This is a genomic window from Moraxella sp. Pampa (genome assembly GCF_035181385.1).
GTDB lineage: Bacteria > Pseudomonadota > Gammaproteobacteria > Pseudomonadales > Moraxellaceae > Moraxella.
Window position 1 is genome coordinate 660,042 of the sequence record NZ_JAXCJK010000001.1, and the last position, 20,557, is coordinate 680,598.

Annotated in this window: 18 protein-coding genes; 7 read left to right on the plus strand and 11 right to left on the minus strand. The window is 41.0% G+C overall.

Features of this window, described 5'->3' with window-relative positions:
• Positions 1-127: 127 nt before the first annotated feature.
• Positions 128-1,894 (minus strand): glutamine--tRNA ligase/YqeY domain fusion protein, encoded by a 1,767-nt coding sequence (locus R0123_RS03220; RefSeq protein WP_323843087.1) that lies wholly within the window; start codon positions 1,892-1,894, stop codon positions 128-130.
• Positions 1,895-2,153: 259 nt separating this feature from the next.
• Here R0123_RS03220 and R0123_RS03225 point away from each other — a divergent pair, with 259 nt between their 5' ends.
• Together R0123_RS03225 and R0123_RS03230 are read left to right on the plus strand one after the other, a co-directional pair.
• Positions 2,154-2,663 (plus strand): peptidylprolyl isomerase, encoded by a 510-nt coding sequence (locus tag R0123_RS03225; RefSeq protein WP_416381504.1) that lies wholly within the window; start codon positions 2,154-2,156, stop codon positions 2,661-2,663.
• Positions 2,664-2,846: 183 nt separating this feature from the next.
• Positions 2,847-3,668, plus strand: a complete 822-nt coding sequence (locus R0123_RS03230; protein WP_323843088.1) for a UDP-2,3-diacylglucosamine diphosphatase — start codon at positions 2,847-2,849, stop codon at positions 3,666-3,668.
• A gap of 31 nt (positions 3,669-3,699) precedes the next feature.
• Here R0123_RS03230 and R0123_RS03235 read toward each other — a convergent pair whose 3' ends face one another.
• Both R0123_RS03235 and R0123_RS03240 read right to left on the minus strand, forming a co-directional pair.
• Positions 3,700-4,431 carry a rhomboid family intramembrane serine protease gene (locus R0123_RS03235; protein ID WP_323841818.1) on the minus strand — a complete coding sequence of 244 codons (732 nt, stop codon included), beginning with the start codon at positions 4,429-4,431 and terminating at the stop codon, positions 3,700-3,702.
• Positions 4,432-4,483: 52 nt separating this feature from the next.
• Positions 4,484-5,470, minus strand: a complete 987-nt coding sequence (locus R0123_RS03240) for a polyprenyl synthetase family protein (protein WP_323841817.1) — start codon at positions 5,468-5,470, stop codon at positions 4,484-4,486.
• 448 nt (positions 5,471-5,918) lie between these two features.
• Here R0123_RS03240 and R0123_RS03245 point away from each other — a divergent pair, with 448 nt between their 5' ends.
• The 5 genes from R0123_RS03245 to R0123_RS03265 all read left to right on the plus strand — a co-directional run bounded on the left by R0123_RS03245 (position 5,919) and on the right by R0123_RS03265 (position 11,011).
• Positions 5,919-6,998, plus strand: coding sequence for a 3-deoxy-7-phosphoheptulonate synthase (locus R0123_RS03245; RefSeq protein WP_323843089.1), 1,080 nt, complete (start codon positions 5,919-5,921; stop codon positions 6,996-6,998).
• 146 nt (positions 6,999-7,144) lie between these two features.
• A complete protein-coding gene (locus R0123_RS03250; RefSeq protein ID WP_323843090.1) occupies positions 7,145-8,017 on the plus strand; it encodes a DMT family transporter in 873 nt (290 codons plus the stop codon).
• Positions 8,018-8,180: 163 nt separating this feature from the next.
• Positions 8,181-8,903, plus strand: coding sequence for a Smr/MutS family protein (locus tag R0123_RS03255; protein WP_323843091.1), 723 nt, complete (start codon positions 8,181-8,183; stop codon positions 8,901-8,903).
• Between the two features lie 154 nt (positions 8,904-9,057).
• Positions 9,058-10,245, plus strand: a complete 1,188-nt coding sequence (gene lpxB, locus R0123_RS03260) for a lipid-A-disaccharide synthase (RefSeq protein ID WP_323843092.1) — start codon at positions 9,058-9,060, stop codon at positions 10,243-10,245.
• Position 10,246: 1 nt separating this feature from the next.
• Positions 10,247-11,011 carry a ribonuclease HII gene (locus R0123_RS03265; protein ID WP_323843093.1) on the plus strand — a complete coding sequence of 255 codons (765 nt, stop codon included), beginning with the start codon at positions 10,247-10,249 and terminating at the stop codon, positions 11,009-11,011.
• A gap of 14 nt (positions 11,012-11,025) precedes the next feature.
• On the opposite strand, the gene der is transcribed toward R0123_RS03265, so the two are convergent.
• From der to rlmN, 8 genes are all read right to left on the minus strand, one after another.
• The gene (der, locus tag R0123_RS03270) at positions 11,026-12,444 is read right to left on the minus strand and encodes a ribosome biogenesis GTPase Der (RefSeq protein WP_323841811.1); all 1,419 of its coding nucleotides are present in this window, start codon (positions 12,442-12,444) and stop codon (positions 11,026-11,028) included.
• A gap of 105 nt (positions 12,445-12,549) precedes the next feature.
• On the minus strand, positions 12,550-13,725 hold the full coding sequence (gene bamB, locus R0123_RS03275) for an outer membrane protein assembly factor BamB (RefSeq protein ID WP_323843094.1): 1,176 nt from the start codon (positions 13,723-13,725) through the stop codon (positions 12,550-12,552).
• Between the two features lie 102 nt (positions 13,726-13,827).
• Complete coding sequence (locus R0123_RS03280; RefSeq protein WP_323841809.1) at positions 13,828-14,604, minus strand: YfgM family protein; 777 nt, start codon at positions 14,602-14,604, stop codon at positions 13,828-13,830.
• Between the two features lie 52 nt (positions 14,605-14,656).
• Entirely contained in the window at positions 14,657-15,922 is a 1,266-nt protein-coding gene (hisS, locus tag R0123_RS03285) for a histidine--tRNA ligase (RefSeq protein WP_323843095.1), read from the minus strand.
• Between the two features lie 273 nt (positions 15,923-16,195).
• Positions 16,196-17,320, minus strand: coding sequence for a flavodoxin-dependent (E)-4-hydroxy-3-methylbut-2-enyl-diphosphate synthase (ispG, locus tag R0123_RS03290; protein WP_323843096.1), 1,125 nt, complete (start codon positions 17,318-17,320; stop codon positions 16,196-16,198).
• A gap of 258 nt (positions 17,321-17,578) precedes the next feature.
• Positions 17,579-18,331, minus strand: a complete 753-nt coding sequence (locus tag R0123_RS03295; protein ID WP_323841806.1) for a RodZ domain-containing protein — start codon at positions 18,329-18,331, stop codon at positions 17,579-17,581.
• Positions 18,332-18,434: 103 nt separating this feature from the next.
• Positions 18,435-19,169 carry a tetratricopeptide repeat protein gene (locus R0123_RS03300; protein WP_416381693.1) on the minus strand — a complete coding sequence of 245 codons (735 nt, stop codon included), beginning with the start codon at positions 19,167-19,169 and terminating at the stop codon, positions 18,435-18,437.
• Positions 19,170-19,301: 132 nt separating this feature from the next.
• Positions 19,302-20,498, minus strand: a complete 1,197-nt coding sequence (rlmN, locus tag R0123_RS03305) for a 23S rRNA (adenine(2503)-C(2))-methyltransferase RlmN (RefSeq protein WP_323841804.1) — start codon at positions 20,496-20,498, stop codon at positions 19,302-19,304.
• Positions 20,499-20,557: the final 59 nt, after the last annotated feature.

Below are 20,557 nucleotides of genomic sequence, written 5' to 3' on the forward strand. Positions count from 1 at the left end.
GACTTTTACGCATCAGCTACACGCTGTTTTTTATGTTTTTAAATTTGTTCATCCTAAGCTTTTTAAAATAGAATAAAAACTAAAAAACCGCAAACTGATTGCTTGCGGTTTTTTAACTCAATTTAAATCAAAAGCCATCTTTTAAGCCAACGATTTGATTATACACAGGTAAATCTTTGGTAAATTCTACGCTGTCTGCCACAAAGTAGCTCTCACGCTCAAACTGGAATTTATCGCCAGCAGATACGTTAGCCAATGATGGCTCAACCACCGCATGATAGACAGTCAGAGAATTTGGGTTGATGTGTTGTTTAATCCATAAGGTATCAGCATCAGTATCAGCATCTACCATGTCTTTTTCGTGCAAAGTTGCCTCATCATTAATCTCATCATCTTCAAGCAGTAGGTGTTGATACATACGCACCACCGCATCTACACCATGACTGGCCGATACCCAATGAATCACACCTTTAACTTTACGCCCCTCTGGGTTGTTACCCAAAGTTTTGGGATCGATGGTAGCAATCAGCTCAATCACCTCACCATTTTCATCAACAATATATTCTTCAATTTTTAAAACATAGCTATTACGCAAGCGAATCTCTTTATTTTCTGGAGATAAACGCTTGTAGCCTGCTGGCGGATTGATTTCAAAGTCAGTCTTATCAATGTAAATTTCTTTAGTGAACGGAATCTCACGCTCGCCCATATCCACGGTCGGGTGTTTAGGCTGAGTCAGCCACAGTACGCCATCGTTTAGGCGAGCTTTAACGGTTTGTTTTTTCAAAGTTTCAAAATCCGCCACTGCCTCATCAAAGTTGACAATAGTCACTTTTAAAGGACGCAATACCGCCATGCCTCGAGCAGTAGTATTTTCCAAAGAATTGCGTACACTAAACTCCAACTGACGAAAATCCACCACACCATCAGCCTTAGAGATGCCCACTCGTTCACAAAAATCACGCAATCCTGCCGCAGGATAGCCACGGCGTCTCATGCCTGCTACTGTTGGCATGCGTGGATCGTCCCAACCAGAAACCACGCCCATATCTACAAGGCGTTTCAACTTACGCTTAGAAGTCAGCGTATGGTCAATATTCAACCGACTAAATTCATATTGATGCGGTGGACGTTCAAAACCAATTTTATCAATTACCCAATCATAAAAAGGGCGATGGTCTTCAAATTCTAGCGTGCACAAAGAATGTGTGATGTTCTCAATAGCGTCTGACAAGGGGTGTGCATAATCATACATTGGATAAATACACCATTTATCGCCCGTCTGATGATGATAGGCATGCATCACACGATAAATAACAGGATCTCGCATATTCATATTGGCATGATTCATGTCAATTTTGGCACGCAAAACCGCCTCGCCTTCTTGATATTTACCGTTTTTCATGTCTTCAAAACGAGTCAAATTTTCCTCAATCGTAGCATTTCTTTGGGGCGACTCCACTGATGGCTTACCAAAGCCACCACGGTGCTCACGAATTTGCTCTGGCGTTTGAAAGTCCACATAAGCATCGCCCTGCTTGATGAGCTGTACTGCCCACTCATACAGCTGGTCAAAATAATGTGATGCGTAACGCACATCGCCATTCCATGTAAAGCCGAGCCATTCAACATCTGCCTTAATACCATTAACATAATCTTGCTTTTCAGCGGTAGGATTGGTGTCATCAAAACGCAAATTACACAAACCATTAAATTCCTTTGCCACACCAAAATTTAGGCAAATAGATTTGACATGACCGATATGCAAAAATCCATTTGGCTCTGGTGGAAAGCGTGTAACGACGCCGTCATATTTGCCAAATGCTAAGTCATCACGGATAATCTGACGGATAAAATCGTTTTTTTCAAAAGAAGTGGGAGTAGAATCAGTCATAAATCTTCCATTTTAATAAGTCAAGGGATTAATATTACCTCATTTTAGCATAATTTTGCCATAAATTGATGAATTGGTGTGTTTTTCAAATCAAAGTTTGAGCAAATATTTTTAAGTGCTTAATTATTCGTAATATTTTATTTTTCACCCCCAATAACAGACCGATTTTTGATAAAAAATTGCCATAAATGCCATTATAATGCTATAATGCCACTGTTCTATTTTCAACCTTCAATTATTCAACTAATAAGGAATATTTATGAGCACACCAATTGTACAATTTGACACCACGCATGGCGCGATTGTGATTGAATTAGATCAAGAAAAAGCCCCAATTACGGTTGCAAACTTTCTTGACTATGTTGAAAGTGGTCATTATGACGGCACGATTTTTCACCGTGTGATTGATGGCTTTATGATTCAAGGCGGTGGTATGTATGCGGACATGAACGAAAAACGCACGGGCACACCAATCATGAACGAAGCGGACAACGGTCTGTCAAATGATGTTGGTACCATCGCCATGGCTCGTACTAACGACCCACATTCAGCAACTGCACAGTTTTTTATTAATGTACAAGATAACAGCTTTTTAAATCATACCAGCCCAACACCACAAGGCTGGGGCTATGCTGTATTTGGTAAAGTAACTGACGGCATGGATGTGGTTAACCAAATCAAAAGCGTACCAACTGGACAACATGGCTATCACAGCGATGTACCTACCACACCGATTGTGATTCACTCTGCCAAAGTCATCTCAAAATAATTGATAGATACCATCAAGACATATTAAAGCGGAGGTAAAATATTTTTACCTCCGCTTTTACAAAAAAATGATCTGGCATACACCAAAATATTCATTTTTATCTGATGGTATCATCACAATAAGCAAAAATTGCCACTTCTAATCGGTTAATAAGTTCGGCACAGATGGTCTTTTTACCTTACCATGCAAAACTTCATTCATTTTCTGGCTAAAAACCCCAAAGACATTCGTATGGTTTTTATCGCTGATTTACACCTTTCAGACAGTACACCTGCCATTAATCAAGCGTTTTTGGCATTCATCAAACAGCTATCAATTTTACCAAAATTAGAAAGCTTATACATTTTGGGTGATTGGTTGGATGCTTGGATTGGTGATGATGATTATTTAACCTTATCCGATGATGAAAAGAGCAAGCACTGGCTAACGCCCATTTTACAATCTTTAAAAAAAATATCAAATAAAATAAAAATCCACATCATGCATGGCAATCGTGATTTTACCATTCGTCAAGGGCTTTGTCATATAATTGACGCTCAGCTGATCAAAGAACCATACTATCTAAATAGTCAAACCGATCAAAACAACCACAAACTTTATCGATTGGAACATGGAGATGGGCTCTGCACCGATGACAAACACTATCAATATTATCGCAAAGCCATCCGAAATCCTATGGTCTCTTGGTTGTTATTAAAACAGCCTCTAGCCAGTCGTCGCCAACTTGCTCAAAAAATTAAAAATAAATCCAAAAAAAGCAAAATTCAAAAACCAATTGATATCATGGATGTCAACACGAAAGCAGCGGAAAAAACCTTAAAAAATTGCGATGTCATCATACACGGACATACACATCGCCCTGCTGTACACCACCATATTCATGGCAAGAAACGATTAGTTTTGGGAGATTGGCGTTATCACGACAACAAAGTTCAAGCCGTCATTGGGGTCATGAGCGACAGTAGTAATGAAGTTGGTTTATATGAATTTATCCACCATATTTGATGACGCAAGGAAGATGATACTGTTAACAAAATCAAACCAAACCTACACCACCTACATACATCAGTAGTTGGGTATGCAAATGCCACCAAGTCAGCACAAATCCTAGCACCAAAAGCGTCGACACCACCCAAAACATCATCTTTGACAATCTGTTTTTTAGTACCAAACTCATCACCAAACCAAGGCATAAGCCCACAAGCATACCACCAATATGTGCTGCATTATCAATACCAGCAATCGCAAAACCCATGATCAGATTTAGCGTCATGACCATCGCCAAGTTCTTGGTATTTAAAATAAACACAGTTGGTGTTTTTAGTCCAGCAAGCATCAACAAAAATGCCCCAAGTCCCATGATGCCTCCTGATGCACCTGCTGAAAGACCAACTACACCACCATTTAATACACCCTGCCAAGTGATGAATAAATTCAGCAAATTACCACCAACTGCCGACAGCAAAAACACCAATAAAAATGATGATTTTCCAATGATTTGCTCAACCACCTGCCCAAAATAATACATTGCAAAGCCATTGAACAAAAGATGAATCAGGCCTATGTGCAAAAAGACACTCTGCAACAGACGCCACGGCTCACCCATTAATGTTAAAGGTAAAAAATTCGCCCCAAAAGATATTAAGTCTTTTGAACTTGGATTATCAAGACTCACACCTTGGGTTAATTGATACAGCATAAACCCAACAAAACTCAAAATAAATAGTAAGGTTATGGGGGCTTTTTGATATAAGACTTGAAAATTCATGGTATTTTATTACATTAAAATAAAACAACATCATCAAACAAGGGCAGAGAAATCATAATAAGCGACTGATTGCCAGTTCGGTCAGTTGGTATAGTGCATGGCGGTATTTATTATCAGGTAAATGTGCAAGTGCAATCTGAGCAGCTTTTGCTTCATTCAAGGCACGCTGCTTACAATAATCCAACGCACCTGACGACCTGACCAAATCAATCAGCTCGCCTGCATTGTCGGTTTTGCCTGTTTGTACGGCGACTCTTAACTTATCATAATCAGCAGGGCTAGAATTCTTTAAAATCTCTAAGGTCTTAATGATTGGCAAAGTGGGCTTACCCTCGGCCAAATCATCGCCTAGGTTCTTACCCATAAATTCAACATCACCCACAAAATCCAACACATCATCAATCATCTGAAAAGCATTGCCAAAATGATGGCCAAACACACCCAAATCTTCAAGCAATTCATCTCTGCCTTGCAATAGTGCCGCACCTTTGGTTGCCATCATAAATAGGCGAGAAGTTTTGCCATCAATGATCTGTAAGTAGTCATCTTCGGTGGTCTCAATGTTATATTGGTGTTGTAATTGTAGTACCTCACCTTCAGCAATATCACAAGTACCGTCCGAAAACACTTTTAACAATGCCATATTATCAAAGCCTACCAAAAGATTGAACGAACGAGCAATCAGATAATCCCCAACCAAAACAGCGGTAGCGTTATTCCAAGTGGCGTTAGCAGTTGGCCTGCCTCGTCTTAATCCAGATTCATCTATCACATCGTCATGCACCAGCGTTGCTGTGTGGAGCATCTCAGTAATCGCCCCCAACTCCAAGGCTTGTTGATTATACTTGTCATCAAGCATTCTGGCAGTCAATAGCGTAATCAGTGGTCGCATACGCTTACCACCTGCATCAATCACATGTTTTGATACCTGCATGACGAGGCGTACTTTTGAATTAAGTGACCCAAAAACTTGCTTATCCATGATGGCAAAATCGTCTGCCACCACAGATAAAATGTCGGTATAAGTCGGTGTGGTCATATCATCTATCTCATTTTATTATCTTTATTTTTACTGTCTTTTACCAAAAAATAACCCTGCCTATCATATCACAGTGCAACTTTTTACTCAAAAAAAATCACCACAAATTCGCCATTTTCATGACAACACAACCTGACATCAACTCTTTTGTAAAACAATTAATATGTCTTAGCAGTGGTTGTTCATTATTACTAATTAACCAATTAACTATACAGCTTAAATACATATTAATTAAGCATGAGTAAGTATAAGTATAAGTATAAGTATAAGTATAAGTAAGTGATTATTGAATTCATTATTTTTTAATAACTATTTGTTATCATTTATTTAAATATCACAAATAAAACTTTAACTTTTGATGATTTTTGGCGTTTAGATACTTGTCAAACAGTTGCTTTGCGTGCATAATGGCTGTTATTTTTCTATGTCAATTCAATCAGGTGCTCTTATGTCATTTTTAACCCACCACACAGAAATCGATGATATCAATATCGAAAAAATCACTCCGCTCATCACACCTGCTGAACTCAAACGCACTTACCCATTATCCAGTCAGGCTTTTAACACTGTATTGCAAGGTCGTAAAACCATTGAAAATATCTTAGATGGTGAAGATAAGCGAATTTTGGTTGTGGTTGGTCCTTGCTCAATTCATGACACCACCGCTGCCCACGAATATGCCGATAAACTAAAAATTTTGGCAGAAGAGTTAAAAAATGAATTATTCATCGTCATGCGTGTGTATTTTGAAAAGCCACGCACCACAACAGGCTGGAAAGGACTGATCAACGACCCTGACATGAATGACAGCTTTGATATCAAAAAAGGCTTGGGCATGGCTCGTAAACTACTGCTTGAACTGAATGAAAAAGGATTGCCATGTGCCACCGAAGCCCTAGACCCCAACACACCGCAATATATGCAAGACTTAATCAGCTGGTCAGCCATTGGTGCAAGAACCACTGAATCTCAGACTCACCGTGAAATGTCGTCTGGTCTATCTTGTCCTGTTGGCTTTAAAAATGGTACGGACGGCTCCATGACAGTTGCGGTCAATGCCATGCAAGCGGTCAAATCAGGGCATAGCTTTTTAGGTCTGTCGTCAGATGGTCAAGTTTCTATCATCAAATCAAAGGGTAATAAATATGCTCATGTTGTTTTGCGTGGTGGTAACGACCAACCCAATTATGATGAAACCGCCATCATCGCTGCTGAAAACGAACTTGCCAAAGGCAAAACCAATGGTAAAATTATGGTAGATGCAAGCCATGCCAATTCAGGCAAAGACCCTTATCTACAACCAATGGTGATCCAAAATATCGCCAGCCAAATTCAAAATGGCAATAAGTCTATCATGGGCTTGATGATTGAAAGCCACCTAAAAGGCGGTCGTCAGAATATCCCTGCCGACCTATCACAGTTAGAATATGGCAAATCAGTAACAGATGGCTGTCTAGATTGGGACACTACTGTTGATGTCCTGCGTCAATTCGCCAAAGACATCAAGACACACCTACCCAATCGTTAATGTCGGATTTTTTAGATTAAAAAGATTAAAGTTAGTAATCTGACCAAACATTGCCGTTCGTAATAAGCCTATTAAACCATGGTGGAGAAAATGGCCACTTTGAGCAGACTTGGAGCGAACGTTTTTTTAATCATATGATTCTTACCATGTCGAACCCTTCTCTTACAAATGGCAATCAAGGCTCGTTTTTTGGCTCGTTTTATATGGTCATGGCTTGCCTATGCTTTGCACTCATGCTGGTTTTTGTCAAGTTCTCTGGGCAAAAGTTTGCCATGCACACTTATGAAATCACCTTTTGGCGAGTGCTGTTCACCCTTGTGATTCTAGGCGGATTGTCATGGATTAAAGGACGAGATTTTCGTACCAATTACCCAAAAGAGCATTTTTGGCGATCCTTGGCTGGCTCAGTCGCCCTATTCATGAATTTTTATGTAGTGCTACATTTGCCCCTTGCCACCGCCAGCACGCTACAAAACACTTCTGCCATTTTTTTAGGCTTATTATCCATCATTATTTTAAAACAAAAACCCACACCAATCAGTTGGATTTCTTTGATTTTAGGTTTTGTTGGCGTGATCATCTTGCTAAAACCGACCGCAGGGGGCGACACTTTTGCCATGATACTAGGATTGGTGAGCGGAGCGATTAGCGGTTATGCTTATTTACAAGTGCGAGAATTATCCTTACTTGGTGAACCTGCGTGGCGAATTGTGTTTTATCTTTCGCTACTGTCCACCATCATCTCAGGCGTATTGGCGGTATTTTTTGGCTTTACCCCCATCAATCCAGAAAGCTTACTTTACATCGTCGGCACTGGGGTAACGGCACTGGGCGGACAGCTTTTGATGACTTATGCTTATCAAGTTGGACAAAAGTTTGTCGTGGCGACCTTATCCTATATGACGGTAGTTTTTGCCATTTTATTTGGTGCATGGCTGTTTGGCGAGCGACTCGACTGGCTAAGTTTGCTTGGGATCGGTGTGATTGTAGCCAGCGGAATTTTGAGTGGGAAGAGGTAAAAAAGACAGAGACAAGCCTTAACAAATAATGCTGACCAAACTATCGCTGGCTATTTTTCGTATTTTTTATCTTAGCAAATTCAAATCTGCACATCTGCAATAAGGCAAATATTCAAACACAAGTACAAATCTGCTATAATGGTTTCATTTTTTTGAGCACATCATGACAACTTTTAAAGACCTACTTTCCAAAGACTTTCAAGACCAACTCAAAGAAATTGGCACAAAGTCATCTACCAAACCAGAAACCGACAACAACGACAAACCCACCACCGAACAAGTAATGGGCAAAAAAGAGGTGGCTGGCCAAGTCAAACGCTTTAATCACCAAGGCATTGACGAAGATAAAGTACTATTCATGCAGGCAATGAGCGGTGTTACCCCTCTAAAACACGAAAAATCGGTCAATTTTTGCACAAAAACTGATTCCAAAGACCCCACCACCTTGTTTCGCCGTGCCAATGCCGAAGGGGGTGAAGAACTGTCTGGGGTGAATTTATCCGACATGCAAGCTTTGCTCAACCCTGTGGCAGGTGAAGCATTTTTGAGCTACAAAAATCCAACCCTACAAAACAAAGTCTTTGAGCAGTTAAAACAAGGTAAACTTCGTTGGTATGATGCGGTGGATTTGCATGGTGCCAGCATTGAAGAGGCTCGCACAGCAGTGCAGACCATCATCTCAAATGCCCTAAAAAGTGGTGAAACTGTCATTAAAATTGTGCATGGCAAAGGTGCAGACGCCATCATCAAGACCTGCGTAAACGGTTGGTTACGCCAAATCTCTGATGTGATGGCATTTGTTTCAGCCCCAACCAATGATGGTGGTAATGGTGCAGTACTGGTATTATTAAAACACAACAAAAAATTGTCCAATCGGCCTTTATGAACGATGGCAAGATAACAAACAAACCTTATGTTTGTATTGACCAGCCTTACTTTTAGGTATCGTAAAATTTTCACAAAAACCACCCTTTTTGGTTTATTTTTTAAAATAGGCATGAAATTGGTATGATATGTATCATCATTGTTAAGGAGCTTTCATGACATCGCAAAGCATGACCATTGGCATTGTTGCAGGCGAGATATCAGGCGATGCACTTGGTGCAGATTTCATGAATAAAATGAATGCCCTACACCCAAATATTCGCTGGGTGGGCGTGGGCGGTGAAAAAATGACAAAAGCAGGATTGGCTTGTGTCATAGACATGGCTCGTTTATCAGTCATGGGAATTGTTGAAGTCATTAAGCACTTACCTGATCTTTTGCGTGCCAAACAAGAAATTTTAACGGCTTTTAATCAGCAAAAGATTGATATATTTGTCGGAATTGACGCTCCAGATTTTAATTTAAGATTGGGTAAGGCTCTAAAACCCAAAGGTATATTTTGTGTGCAGTATGTTAGCCCAAGCATTTGGGCATGGCGTGAAAACCGCATTCACAACATTAAGGCGGCAACTGATTTGGTGTTATGCCTCTTTCCGTTTGAAGTGCCTGTTTATCTCAAACACAACCACCCTGCAATTTGTGTGGGCCACCCACTCATTCATCATTTGCAACCAAAAAAAATCAACAAATCTACCAATACAATTTGTTTGATGGCAGGCTCTAGAATTGGTGAAATTCATGCCATTTTACCAATCTTGTTGGCAAGTTTTAATCAATTATATAAAAAAAATCAATCACTTAATGCAATTTTACCACTTGCTAAGGATGAACATCAACCAATAGTAAAGCAGATGATTGATGATTTAGTACCTCAGTTATCATCAAGATTGACTATTCTTACACCAACTGATTATCAACACTCCTTTGAATACGACCATGATTATACCGCAAGTCAGTATGCCATGCAGATAAGTGACTTGACAATCTTAGCAAGTGGCACGGCAACCTTAGAAGCACTGATGCTACAAGCACCAATGATTGTGGTTTACAAAGTCAGTACTTTAACCTATGCCATTGCCAAACATTTGATAAAAACCCCTTATGTCTCTTTACCTAATATCCTAGCCTTTGAGCAAACTGGCTACCCCATCGTGCCAGAGCTGATTCAGACGGATGCAACAGCCGATAACATTGCAAAATACGCCCAAGACATTCTCAACAGCCCAAACACACAACAAAATAAGCTGATTGACACCGTCAGTAAAATCAAACAACTCAGCAGTGCTTACAACTCTGCTCAAGCGGTTTTGACTCATTATTTGGATAATAAAAGTAATAAATAAGATGAAGGCTCACACACAAAACACATACATTCAAGATTGCAAGATTGTGTGCCATAAGAATCACGAATGCAAATCAGACACCATCATCATCGGCATTGATGAAGTTGGACGAGGTTCGTTATTTGGGCAAATGACTGTTGGGGCAGTGATTTTGGATAATCATTTGACGGGTGAATTTGGACAAGTAGATTTGACAAACACACCGATTGCCATGATCAATGACAGCAAAAAACTTTCTGAGAAAAAACGCAATTTAGCATTTAATCCCATCAAAGAAATCTGCCAAAGCCATGCAATTATTGACATTCCAGCCCATGTGATTGATGCCATTGACATTTACCAAGCCACACTTTTGGGTATGCGATTGGCGATTGAAAATTTAATGACAATCAATCACATCACACCGATGCACGATTTGACCATTTTAATAGATGGTAACGCTAAGCCGACATTATCCAATGAGTTTAAAGCGTACGAAAACAGCATTCATACACTCATTAAGGGCGATGGCATTCATACCAGCATTGCCTGTGCAAGTATTCTTGCCAAAGTTCATCGTGATAATGCCATGAATGATTATGCCAAAATTTATCCAGATTATCATTTAAGCAAGAACAAAGGCTACCCCAGCAAAGCCCACACCCAAGCGATTTTTTTACATGGGATATTGCCAGAACACAGACAAAGCTTTAATCCCATACGAACGATACTACAACACCAAAGTAGCACACCTTTTATCTTTGATCAACCACCCAATTTAAATTGATCAAAAAGCTGGTTTTATTTGCGTTTTTTATCACGCTTTTTAAACTCAGCGATGCGTTTGCGTTCTCGCATGACTTTGGCTTTATTTTTAATTTTTGGGTTTTTCTTGCCTTCGTATGGGTTGGCATTTTGTTTAAATTCCACATGAAGTGGCGTACCTTCAAGTTGAAAAACATTACGATAAATATTTTCAAGATAACGCTGATAACTTTTCGGCAACGCACTGGTCTGATTGCCATGAATGACAATGACTGGCGGATTATGACCACCAAGATGGGCATATCTTAACTTAATACGACGACCGCCCACCATCGGTGGTTGATGATTTTCCACCGCATCTTGTAAGATTTGGGTCAGCCTAGAAGTTGAGACCTTAAACATTGAGGCGTCATAGGCCTTATGAATTGATGGGTATAAATTTCCTACCCCATTACCATAAAGTGCTGAAATTAAATGAATTTTTACCCAAGGCACAAAGTTAAAGCGTCGATCAATTTCAATTTTTAAGAAATCTTTTTGATCATCAGTCAATCCGTCCCATTTATTGATTGCAATCACAATCGCTCGACCAGCATTAAGTGCATAGCCAAGCATATGCAAGTCTTGATCCACAATGCCCTCATGTGCGTCAATAACAACCACAACAACATTGGCATCTTTAATGGCCTGCAAAGTTTTAACCACTGAGAATTTTTCAACTTTCTCATCAATTCGACCACGACGACGCACACCAGCGGTATCAATGAGCGTATAAGCCCTACCCCCTCTTTCAAAAGGAATATAAATGCTATCACGAGTCGTGCCAGGCATATCAAACACCACCACCCGTTCCTCTCCAAGCAGGCGATTCACCAATGTTGATTTACCAACATTTGGGCGGCCGATGATGGCAAGCTTTAGCCCCATATTCTCATCATCATCTTCGCTGTCTTCTGGCATATCAGCGGTCAATACTTCAAGCAAACTGGTCACACCCTTACCGTGGCTAGCGGCCAGCGGAAATGGCTCACCAAAACCCAGCTCAAAAAATTCTGCTGATGCCGCCTCATGCACACCATCCATCTTATTTGCCACAAGAAAAACAGGCTTGCCCAAAGTATGCAAAAAACGAGCAATCTCTGCATCTGCACCAATCAGACCCACTCTTGCGTCTACAACAAAAACCACAATATCCGCTTCATGAATGGCGGTATAAGACTGGGTCGCCATATAATCATCAATATTACCTGTGCCATCATCCGCCTCACCAATACCGCCTGTATCAATGACGATGAATGACTTATTTTCAAAATGTGCATCGCCATATTGACGGTCGCGTGTCAAACCTGCCATATCTGCAACAAGTGCTTGGCGAGACTTGGTAAATTGATTAAATAAAGTGGATTTTCCAACATTTGGGCGACCAATTAAGGCGACCACAGGTTTAATACTCATGAATTTCTCAAAAAAAAGTAATTTTAAATTAACAAAATAAAATGGATAAAAATACCAAATCCTTTGCCATCATCAGACGACAAAGGGCAAAATGGTTCATCAAACTTAAAACTGCCAAATACTTACAACACCTGATGTGCTTTGAGTATATAAGCGATTATCAATGACTTGCAAGCTGGTTAATTGACCCTTTGTCTGAACACGGCTAACAATACTGCCATTACGGTCAAACAGATGAATCACACCTTCATAATCACCCACAGCCACATAATCACCTATAGCCACAGGATTGGTCAATTTGCGATTTTTTAGCTCGTCATTTAGCCATAATGTCTCACCAGTCAAGCGATTAAAGGCCTTAACATCACCACTAATACCAACTGCAACAAGCACATCACCAAGTACAGTCGCTGACCTAGTGCTAGAAATGTCAGAGACAAACATTGTTTGGCCTGTTGCCATATCAAAACCGACAATCTGCCCACTAAAACTGGTGACATATAAATGCTGACCAACAACCAATGGTGTGCCATCTACATCGCTAAGGCGTTCAACCACGCTACCACCTGTCGCCATGCCCACACGGCGAGTCCAAAGTGGTGAGCCTGTACTTGAGTCTAACGCATGAATACGACCATCTGCTGTACCAAATAACACCGTTTGTTCATCTAGACTTAGCGGTTTGGCAACGCCACGAATACTCAAATCAGTTTTTTGGGTACCAAATTGCCACACATTTTCCCCTGTACGAAGATTTAAGCCATATAATACGCCATTATTGGCAGACAATAGCACTCTATCATGATGAATTAATGCAGGTGTCGGAGTTGATGTTGGTAATGCAGTTTCCCACAGTTTCTCGCCTGTACCAACATTAAGTGCGATAACTTTACCCGAGCGAGTACCCACCACTGCAACCAAACCCGCCTCATCAATGGCCACACCACTGGTCACAGGTTCTTGCAGGTCTAGTTTCCAAATGGACTGCTTATCATCAAATGCACTGACCACACCACTACGACTGACAGCAATCAGCACACCACCACTTTGTGCCACCTGCAAATCAATCACATCTTTTTTGCTGACACGCTCGCCCTTAGTCAGACCACGACTTTGTTCAAGCGATGCTTCAAAAATAGGCGATAGCACCGTCATAGGCGTGGCTATTTTAATAAGTTTGGCTGGACTTTTGTCTTCACCTTTGATGATTTGCTGACAGCCCATCAAAGCAGCCGCTCCGATAGTACAGCCCAAAACTATTTTTGTAAAACGAGTATTCATCTGTTATCCTCATGAATGACGGTCAAAATCATCAGTCTCGTTAAACATCATGATAAGACTGACTTGATAATGATACATTACCTTCTGGTGTATTTTGTGTTTTTAAGACTCGCTCGCATCGATCCCAAGCTCTTTTTGTTGTACAGGCATAGGATTAGCAACGATCGGTGTTTTTGGGGTAATTTCTTCAACCTCAACACCCAAAGATTGTAACTTTAAAGTTAAAACTGCACGATTTTCTTGGCGTTCACGCAAGGCTTCCCAAGCAGCGGTATAGGCTTTCTTGGCTTGTTCAATCTCATTTTTTGCCACATAAATGTCACCCAAAACCTCTTGGCGAGAACCCTCAAATGCTGTTGGTAACTCTTTATTGGCAATCTGCAACGCCTTATCTGCCTCATTATTATCAAGCAAAACTCTTGCTAAACGCAAATGAGCAAGTGCCATCAGGCCATCATCTTTAACGGTTAAGCTTTGTGCTTTTTCTAGCGTGATGATGGCATCAGACAACCGCCCACTATCAGACTGTTGGCGAGCTTTTAGCATGAGTGCTTGCCACGCATAGGCTGTATCTGGATGCTCGCTGGCAAGCCTGTCAATATCAGCAAATAACACAGCCTCTTCTTTGGTTGCCATCTCTTTGGCAGCTTTATCTAAATCAGGATTTTGAGCGGCCAATCTCAATGCATCGCTACGCTCATCAATGCTGGTGTACAAATCAGCAGCAACAGTATCAACCTTCGCATGGTTTTTTTGATAATATTCCCAACCAAAATAGCCCAAAAGTACGATAACAATCACCCAAATAATGGTGTTGCCGTGTTTTTTTAAGGCAATCATCGCCTGCTTATCTGCTTTATTTACTAATTCTTGTGCCATTACTTTGCCTTTTATTCAATTTTACCAAATGAGATACCAAATCAACACCGCATCACTGCTTAAACCATGATTTGTCTTGAATGCTCTGTTCGCCTGTTGCCATATCTTTGACACCAATCACACCTTTTTCAATTTCATCATGACCCAAGATAATTGTGTATTTTGCACCTGATTTGTCCGCTTTTTTAAATTGAGATTTTAAGCTTGATGCACTGGACATTTTTACACGCCAATCAGGGCGTTCATTACGCAGTTCTTCGGCAAAAACCAAAGCCTGTGCATATACCTCAGGGTGTGCAACCACAAATACATCGCTTTCTCCAGTCAATACAAAAGGATTGACTGCCTCAATCAACAGCAGTAAACGCTCTAAACCCATGCCAAAACCTACCGCAGGCTCAGACTGTTCGGGCTTACCTTTTAGCACGCCCACCAAACCATCATAACGACCACCACCACAGACAGTCGCCTGAGAACCCAGCTTATCAGTTACCCACTCAAACACGGTTTTATTATAATAATCCAAACCACGCACCAAATTTTCATTGATTTCAAAACTGATACCCAAAGCCGTCAGATACGCTTTGACTTGCTCAAAGTGCGTGCGTGTCTCATCACCAAAAAAATCACTTAATTTTGGTGCGTTTTGCAAGATTTTTTGTGTACGCTCATCTTTGGAATCTAAGATTCGCAAAGGATTGGTTGTTAATCTTCGTTGACTGTCTTCATCAAGCTCTGAGTGATGCAAAGTTAAGTATTCAACCAGCGATGCCTTATAGGCCTGACGCTCGTCTGCCTCACCCAAAGTATTTAGCTGTAATTTGACATGCTCACAAACACCTACCTTTTGCCAAAAACGATGAGTCATGGCAATCAATTCTGCCTCACCATCAGGCAATTCATTACCAAAAACCTCCACACCAAGCTGGTGAAACTGGCGATAACGCCCTTTTTGTGGTCTTTCATAGCGAAACATTGGGCCGATGTACCACAGTTTTGGTGCATCTCCTCTTAGCATATTGTGCTCAATAACCGCACGCACACAGCCTGCCGTACCTTCTGGTCGCAGAGTAAAAGAAGCACTCTCGCCATCAGACTTGCCACCATGCACCACACCAAACATTTCTTTTTCAACAATATCCGTTGCCTCGCCCACACCTCGTGCGAACAATTGTGTTTCTTCAACCAGTGGCAAGCGAATTTGACTAAATCCATAGCCATCTAACACATCGGCAAGTATTTGTTCAAGTTTACGCCATTTTTGTGCCTCGCTTGGCAGGGCATCATTAAAGCCACGAATGGCAGTGATTTTACTCATTTTTGTACTCACTTAATCTTATTATTTATCAGTTATTTACAAGCTTTTATTTAAATGAATTACTATTCATCGTTTGTGAAAACTTCATTCAGTTTGGCTAAAATTAGTTAAAATTTAATGCACTAAAACATACAACCATACACAACCACCCAATGACTGGTAAATTCTTTAATCTTTAAGTGGTTTTTCTTTTAATGTATAAAACTAGCACAATCTAGGCCATGCAACACAAGATTGGCCATCGCCACCATTTAACCATTTGTTAACGATTTGTCAATTTTGAGCCACCCTTAAAATCTCATTCGCTCGTTTATCCGCCAAATCTTTGGCTTTTTGACGCACCATTTGTTCAATTTCGTCCACCAATTTTGCCGTGTCAATCAAATGGCTTTTATCGCCATTTTTATACACCAAAGAATTGGGGTTTGCCCCCACCACGCCAATGTCCGCCTCTTTGGCTTCGCCCGGCCCATTGACCTTACAGCCAATCACCGACACATCCATTGGCACTCGGATATCCTCTAAGCGAGCCTCCAATTCATTCATCACTTTGATGACATCAAATTCTTGACGGCTACAAGACGGACAAGCGATAAAATTAACGCCATTAGAGCGAATACCCAAAGACTTTAAAATATCAAAGCCGATTTTAATCTCATCTTCTGGCGGACTTGCAAGCGATATTCGCATCGTATCGCCAATACCCTCCAACAACAGCCCACCCAAGGCAATCGCCGACTTGACCGTGCCTGTGCGGTACACGCCTGCTTCGGTTACGCCCAAATGCAACGGACAATCCACTTGTTTGCTAATGAGCCGATAAGCGTCCATCGTCAAAAACACATTGCTTGCTTTGACCGAGATTTTGTATTGGTCAAAATTATGACGCTCCAAAATATTAATGTGGCGAAGTGCTGATTCTAGCATGGCAGCCCCTGTCGGCTCGCCATATTTTTTTTGCAAATCTTTTTCCAGCGAACCTGCGTTCACGCCAATACGAATGGGCAAATTGTGGTGTTTGGCGCAGGCGATGACCTCTTTGATTTTTTGTTCATTGCCGATATTACCGGGGTTAATCCGTAAGCAATCTGCCCCATTTTCTGCCACCGCCAAGGCAATTTTATAGTCAAAATGAATGTCAGCGATGAGTGGCACGGACACTTGTTTTTTAATCTCGCCAAAGGCTTTCACGCTATCCATTGTCGGTGTGGACACTCGCATCAAATCCGCCCCTGCGTCCACGCACCGCTGAATTTGAGCAACGGTCGCTGCCACATCGCAAGTGTCGGTATTGGTCATACTTTGCACACTGATGGGGGCATCGCCACCAATGGCAACATTGCCGACCATAATTTGGCGAGTGGGACGGCGGATAATGGGATTTTGGTGGCTTGACATGGAGCTTCCTAAGAAAATGATGATTGGTGCTTTGTCTGCAAATCATGCTTTTTTGCAATCAATCAGTAAAACAAATTTTGGTTAATTGTTTTTTAACTGGCGGTGAAATTATTTTAGTCGTTATCACAACAGCTTTGGCAAGTTTAAAAAAACTAGGGTATTTTTAAAAATCTACCTTTTACATGATTAAATTTTTACATCGTTAAAGCATGACTTACCTTGGTTTGATGATAAATCAACAACTTACTAAAAAAATAATTATCGCAAAGTCAGCGATGCCCTACCATCTTTGATATACTCACCCAATTTTACCGCACTGCCATTAAAATTAAGATCCACCTGTGCAGGACGATCAATCTCAACGCTCATCGGTGTTGTGCCTTGAAGCATATAATTACCACGAGGTTGCTTGCCTTGCAACAAAACATTGCCCAATGCATCAGTAACAACAATATCCACATCACCTTTTGAGCGAACTTCCAAAGAAGCAATGCTGGCAGTCGTAATCGCCGCACCGACTGCTTGATCATTTTGTGTCATGACCAATGAATCTTGTTGCAGGTCCGAGTCATCATTTTTAATGGCATTACTCACAACTTTTAATAACACAAATGCCAAGACCAACAAAGCAACGACGCCAATAATCAACGCAGGATTGATACGCACTTTTGGGCGACCACGCTGCAAAGTACCCATTGGCGTTAATGGTGCTTTTATGTCGCTCGCCTTAGTTTGGCGTAGGGCATTAGGGTACGCTTTCTCAAAAGTCAAGGCAATATTTGTTGCATCCAACCCCAAATATTTAGCATAATTTGTAACAAATCCTTTGGCAAAAGCAAACTTTGGCATCGCAGCAAAGTCCTCATCTTCAAAGGCTTGCAAATACCGCTTCAAGATATTCAGTTCGCCAGACACCGCATCAAGCGTCAGACCTTTTGCGTTGCGTGCACTTTTTAGACGGCTACCAAAATTACTGGTTGGTTTTGGCTCGTTAGTTGCTTGATTGCCCACTCATACACTCCAATCATTGTCTTTGCATTATGGTTAAATTGGTTAAACCAGTTAAATTCATTAATAAATTTGTTATAAAAAAAATCATTGATATAAGTCAGTATCAAGTTGATTTTTTTAGCACATCAGTAATTGTCATTTTGTCACTGTTTGGGTATTTTTCCTGCAAAATCTGAGTCAGTTGTTTTGCCTTGGCATCATCGCCAGCCCTACCCGCCAAATGAATGCCCATAACAAGCAGTTTATCACTCAAAGAATCCATCAATACATGCAAGCTTAGTCGCTCAAAAATCGCATTTGCTCGATTTACATCATTTTGGCTGATTAATTGACTTAGTATGATTTCATAGACCGCCAAGTTCACGCTACCGCCATCTATGGCACGATAAAAAGCGTCGTTGGCACGCTTTACATTGCCCAATCGTCGCCAAGTAAAGCCAAGATTTTCAAGCGCCTGAACTCGCCCTTCATAGCCCAAATGATTGCCTGCTACTTCAAAATATCCAACAGCATCGCCAGCTCGCCCAACCTGAGATAAATACACGCCATAGTTGTTATAAGCACGCATAAAATCACGATCTAGGTGAATCGCTTTACGAAAAAACTCGTCTGCTTGTGCCAAATTATTTGCACTGCCTTCGGTCTGCAATAGTACAGCCATCATATCATAACTGGGTGCAAAATGTGCATCAGCCGCCATCGCCATATCAAGCTGTCTTTTGGCCTCATCAAGATTGCCCAATAAAATATACTGTCCAGCCATCTGTGTGCGGATTTGGGCAAGTGCTGTTTTATCATATTGAAGGCTCGGCTGAGTCGTTTGGCAAGCAGTGAGCACAACACTCAATCCACAAACCCAGCCAATTTCCCTCAACCAACCAAGATGGTTAGCAAATTGCCATAAATATCGCATCATCATTCTAGCAAGTCTTTTGTTATTTTACCAATCATTTTATCACGACAAACACCATCATGAACTTTCTTGGCGTTTTTGGATACTTTCTTGCCATTTTTTGGCACGGCGAGTGCGGTCAGCCACTTGCCCTACAAGCTGTCCACACGCTGCATCAATGTCATCGCCTCGAGTTTGGCGAATGGTGCAAACATATCCTGCCTGATTTAAAATATTAGAGAAGGCATGAATGCGGTTATTGCTAGAACGCTCGTATGGAGCGTGCGGAAATGGATTAAAAGGAATTAGGTTGATTTTACTTGGCAGGCCTTTTAATAATGCAGCCAACTGATGAGCGTGTTCATCGCTGTCATTCACACCAGCAAGCATGACATATTCAATGGTTACATGCTTTTTATGGCGTGGATTTTCATCATGTACATAGGATTTGGCAGCTTTAATCAGCTCTGACAATGGGTATTTTTTATTAATCGGCACAAGTTCATCACGCAATTCATCATTCGGTGCGTGCAAACTGATTGCCAACGACACATCAATATCCTTAGCAAGTTCGTACATCTTTGGTACAATGCCAGAAGTTGAAAGCGTAACACGACGCTTAGAAAGCCCGAATGCATGGTCATCTAACATCAAAGACATACTGGACAACACAGGCTCATAATTAAGCAAAGGCTCACCCATGCCCATCATCACTACATTGGTAACATAATTTTCACGCTCAGTAGGGGTAACATCTTCCATATAAGATTGGTTTGCCACCCATAGCTGGCCAATGATTTCGCTGGCGTTTAAATCTCGCTCAAAGCCTTGCTTTCCTGTGCTACAAAATGAGCAATCAAGTGCACAGCCTACCTGACTAGAAATACACAGCGTCTTGCGTCCAAACTGCTTACTGTCTTCAGCAGGGATTAGTACTGTCTCAACAAGAGAACCGCCCGCCACCTCAAAAACCCACTTACGAGTTCCATCTTCAGAAAATTGTTTGAATTTTACTTTTGGTGGCACGACACACGCCACTTCATGTAGGTTTTGTTGGAGTTTTTTTGAAATATTAGTCATTTCAAAAAAATCTGTTACGCCAAATTGATAAATCCACTTCATCACCTGTGTCGCACGAAAAGGCTTTTCACCAAGAGACACAAAAAACTCACCCAAGGCCGTCTTGGACATACCAAGCAGATTGACTTTTTGATCATCGTCTTTTTGGTCATCTTTGGGCGTGGCTGATGTTTGTACTAGGGGAATTTTTGTCATGGCGTTCTGCTATTTTGTACAATCTTGTCGGTATCACTATTGATAAAATGTCAATACAA

What these genes read in the sequence shown, in the direction of transcription:
- R0123_RS03240 (WP_323841817.1), bottom strand. Translation starts at nt 5,470, where the DNA reads ATGACCACACCGACTTATACCGACATTTTATCTGTGGTGGCAGACGAT.
- R0123_RS03280 (WP_323841809.1), bottom strand. Translation starts at nt 14,604, where the DNA reads ATGGCACAAGAATTAGTAAATAAAGCAGATAAGCAGGCGATGATTGCC.
- R0123_RS03245 (WP_323843089.1), top strand. Translation starts at nt 5,919, where the DNA reads ATGTCATTTTTAACCCACCACACAGAAATCGATGATATCAATATCGAA.
- rlmN (WP_323841804.1), bottom strand. Translation starts at nt 20,498, where the DNA reads ATGACAAAAATTCCCCTAGTACAAACATCAGCCACGCCCAAAGATGAC.
- R0123_RS03250 (WP_323843090.1), top strand. Translation starts at nt 7,145, where the DNA reads ATGTCGAACCCTTCTCTTACAAATGGCAATCAAGGCTCGTTTTTTGGC.
- R0123_RS03255 (WP_323843091.1), top strand. Translation starts at nt 8,181, where the DNA reads ATGACAACTTTTAAAGACCTACTTTCCAAAGACTTTCAAGACCAACTC.
- ispG (WP_323843096.1), bottom strand. Translation starts at nt 17,320, where the DNA reads ATGTCAAGCCACCAAAATCCCATTATCCGCCGTCCCACTCGCCAAATT.
- R0123_RS03230 (WP_323843088.1), top strand. Translation starts at nt 2,847, where the DNA reads ATGCAAAACTTCATTCATTTTCTGGCTAAAAACCCCAAAGACATTCGT.
- R0123_RS03235 (WP_323841818.1), bottom strand. Translation starts at nt 4,431, where the DNA reads ATGAATTTTCAAGTCTTATATCAAAAAGCCCCCATAACCTTACTATTT.
- R0123_RS03265 (WP_323843093.1), top strand. Translation starts at nt 10,247, where the DNA reads ATGAAGGCTCACACACAAAACACATACATTCAAGATTGCAAGATTGTG.
- der (WP_323841811.1), bottom strand. Translation starts at nt 12,444, where the DNA reads ATGAGTATTAAACCTGTGGTCGCCTTAATTGGTCGCCCAAATGTTGGA.
- R0123_RS03220 (WP_323843087.1), bottom strand. Translation starts at nt 1,894, where the DNA reads ATGACTGATTCTACTCCCACTTCTTTTGAAAAAAACGATTTTATCCGT.
- R0123_RS03225 (WP_416381504.1), top strand. Translation starts at nt 2,154, where the DNA reads ATGAGCACACCAATTGTACAATTTGACACCACGCATGGCGCGATTGTG.
- lpxB (WP_323843092.1), top strand. Translation starts at nt 9,058, where the DNA reads ATGACATCGCAAAGCATGACCATTGGCATTGTTGCAGGCGAGATATCA.
- bamB (WP_323843094.1), bottom strand. Translation starts at nt 13,725, where the DNA reads ATGAATACTCGTTTTACAAAAATAGTTTTGGGCTGTACTATCGGAGCG.
- hisS (WP_323843095.1), bottom strand. Translation starts at nt 15,922, where the DNA reads ATGAGTAAAATCACTGCCATTCGTGGCTTTAATGATGCCCTGCCAAGC.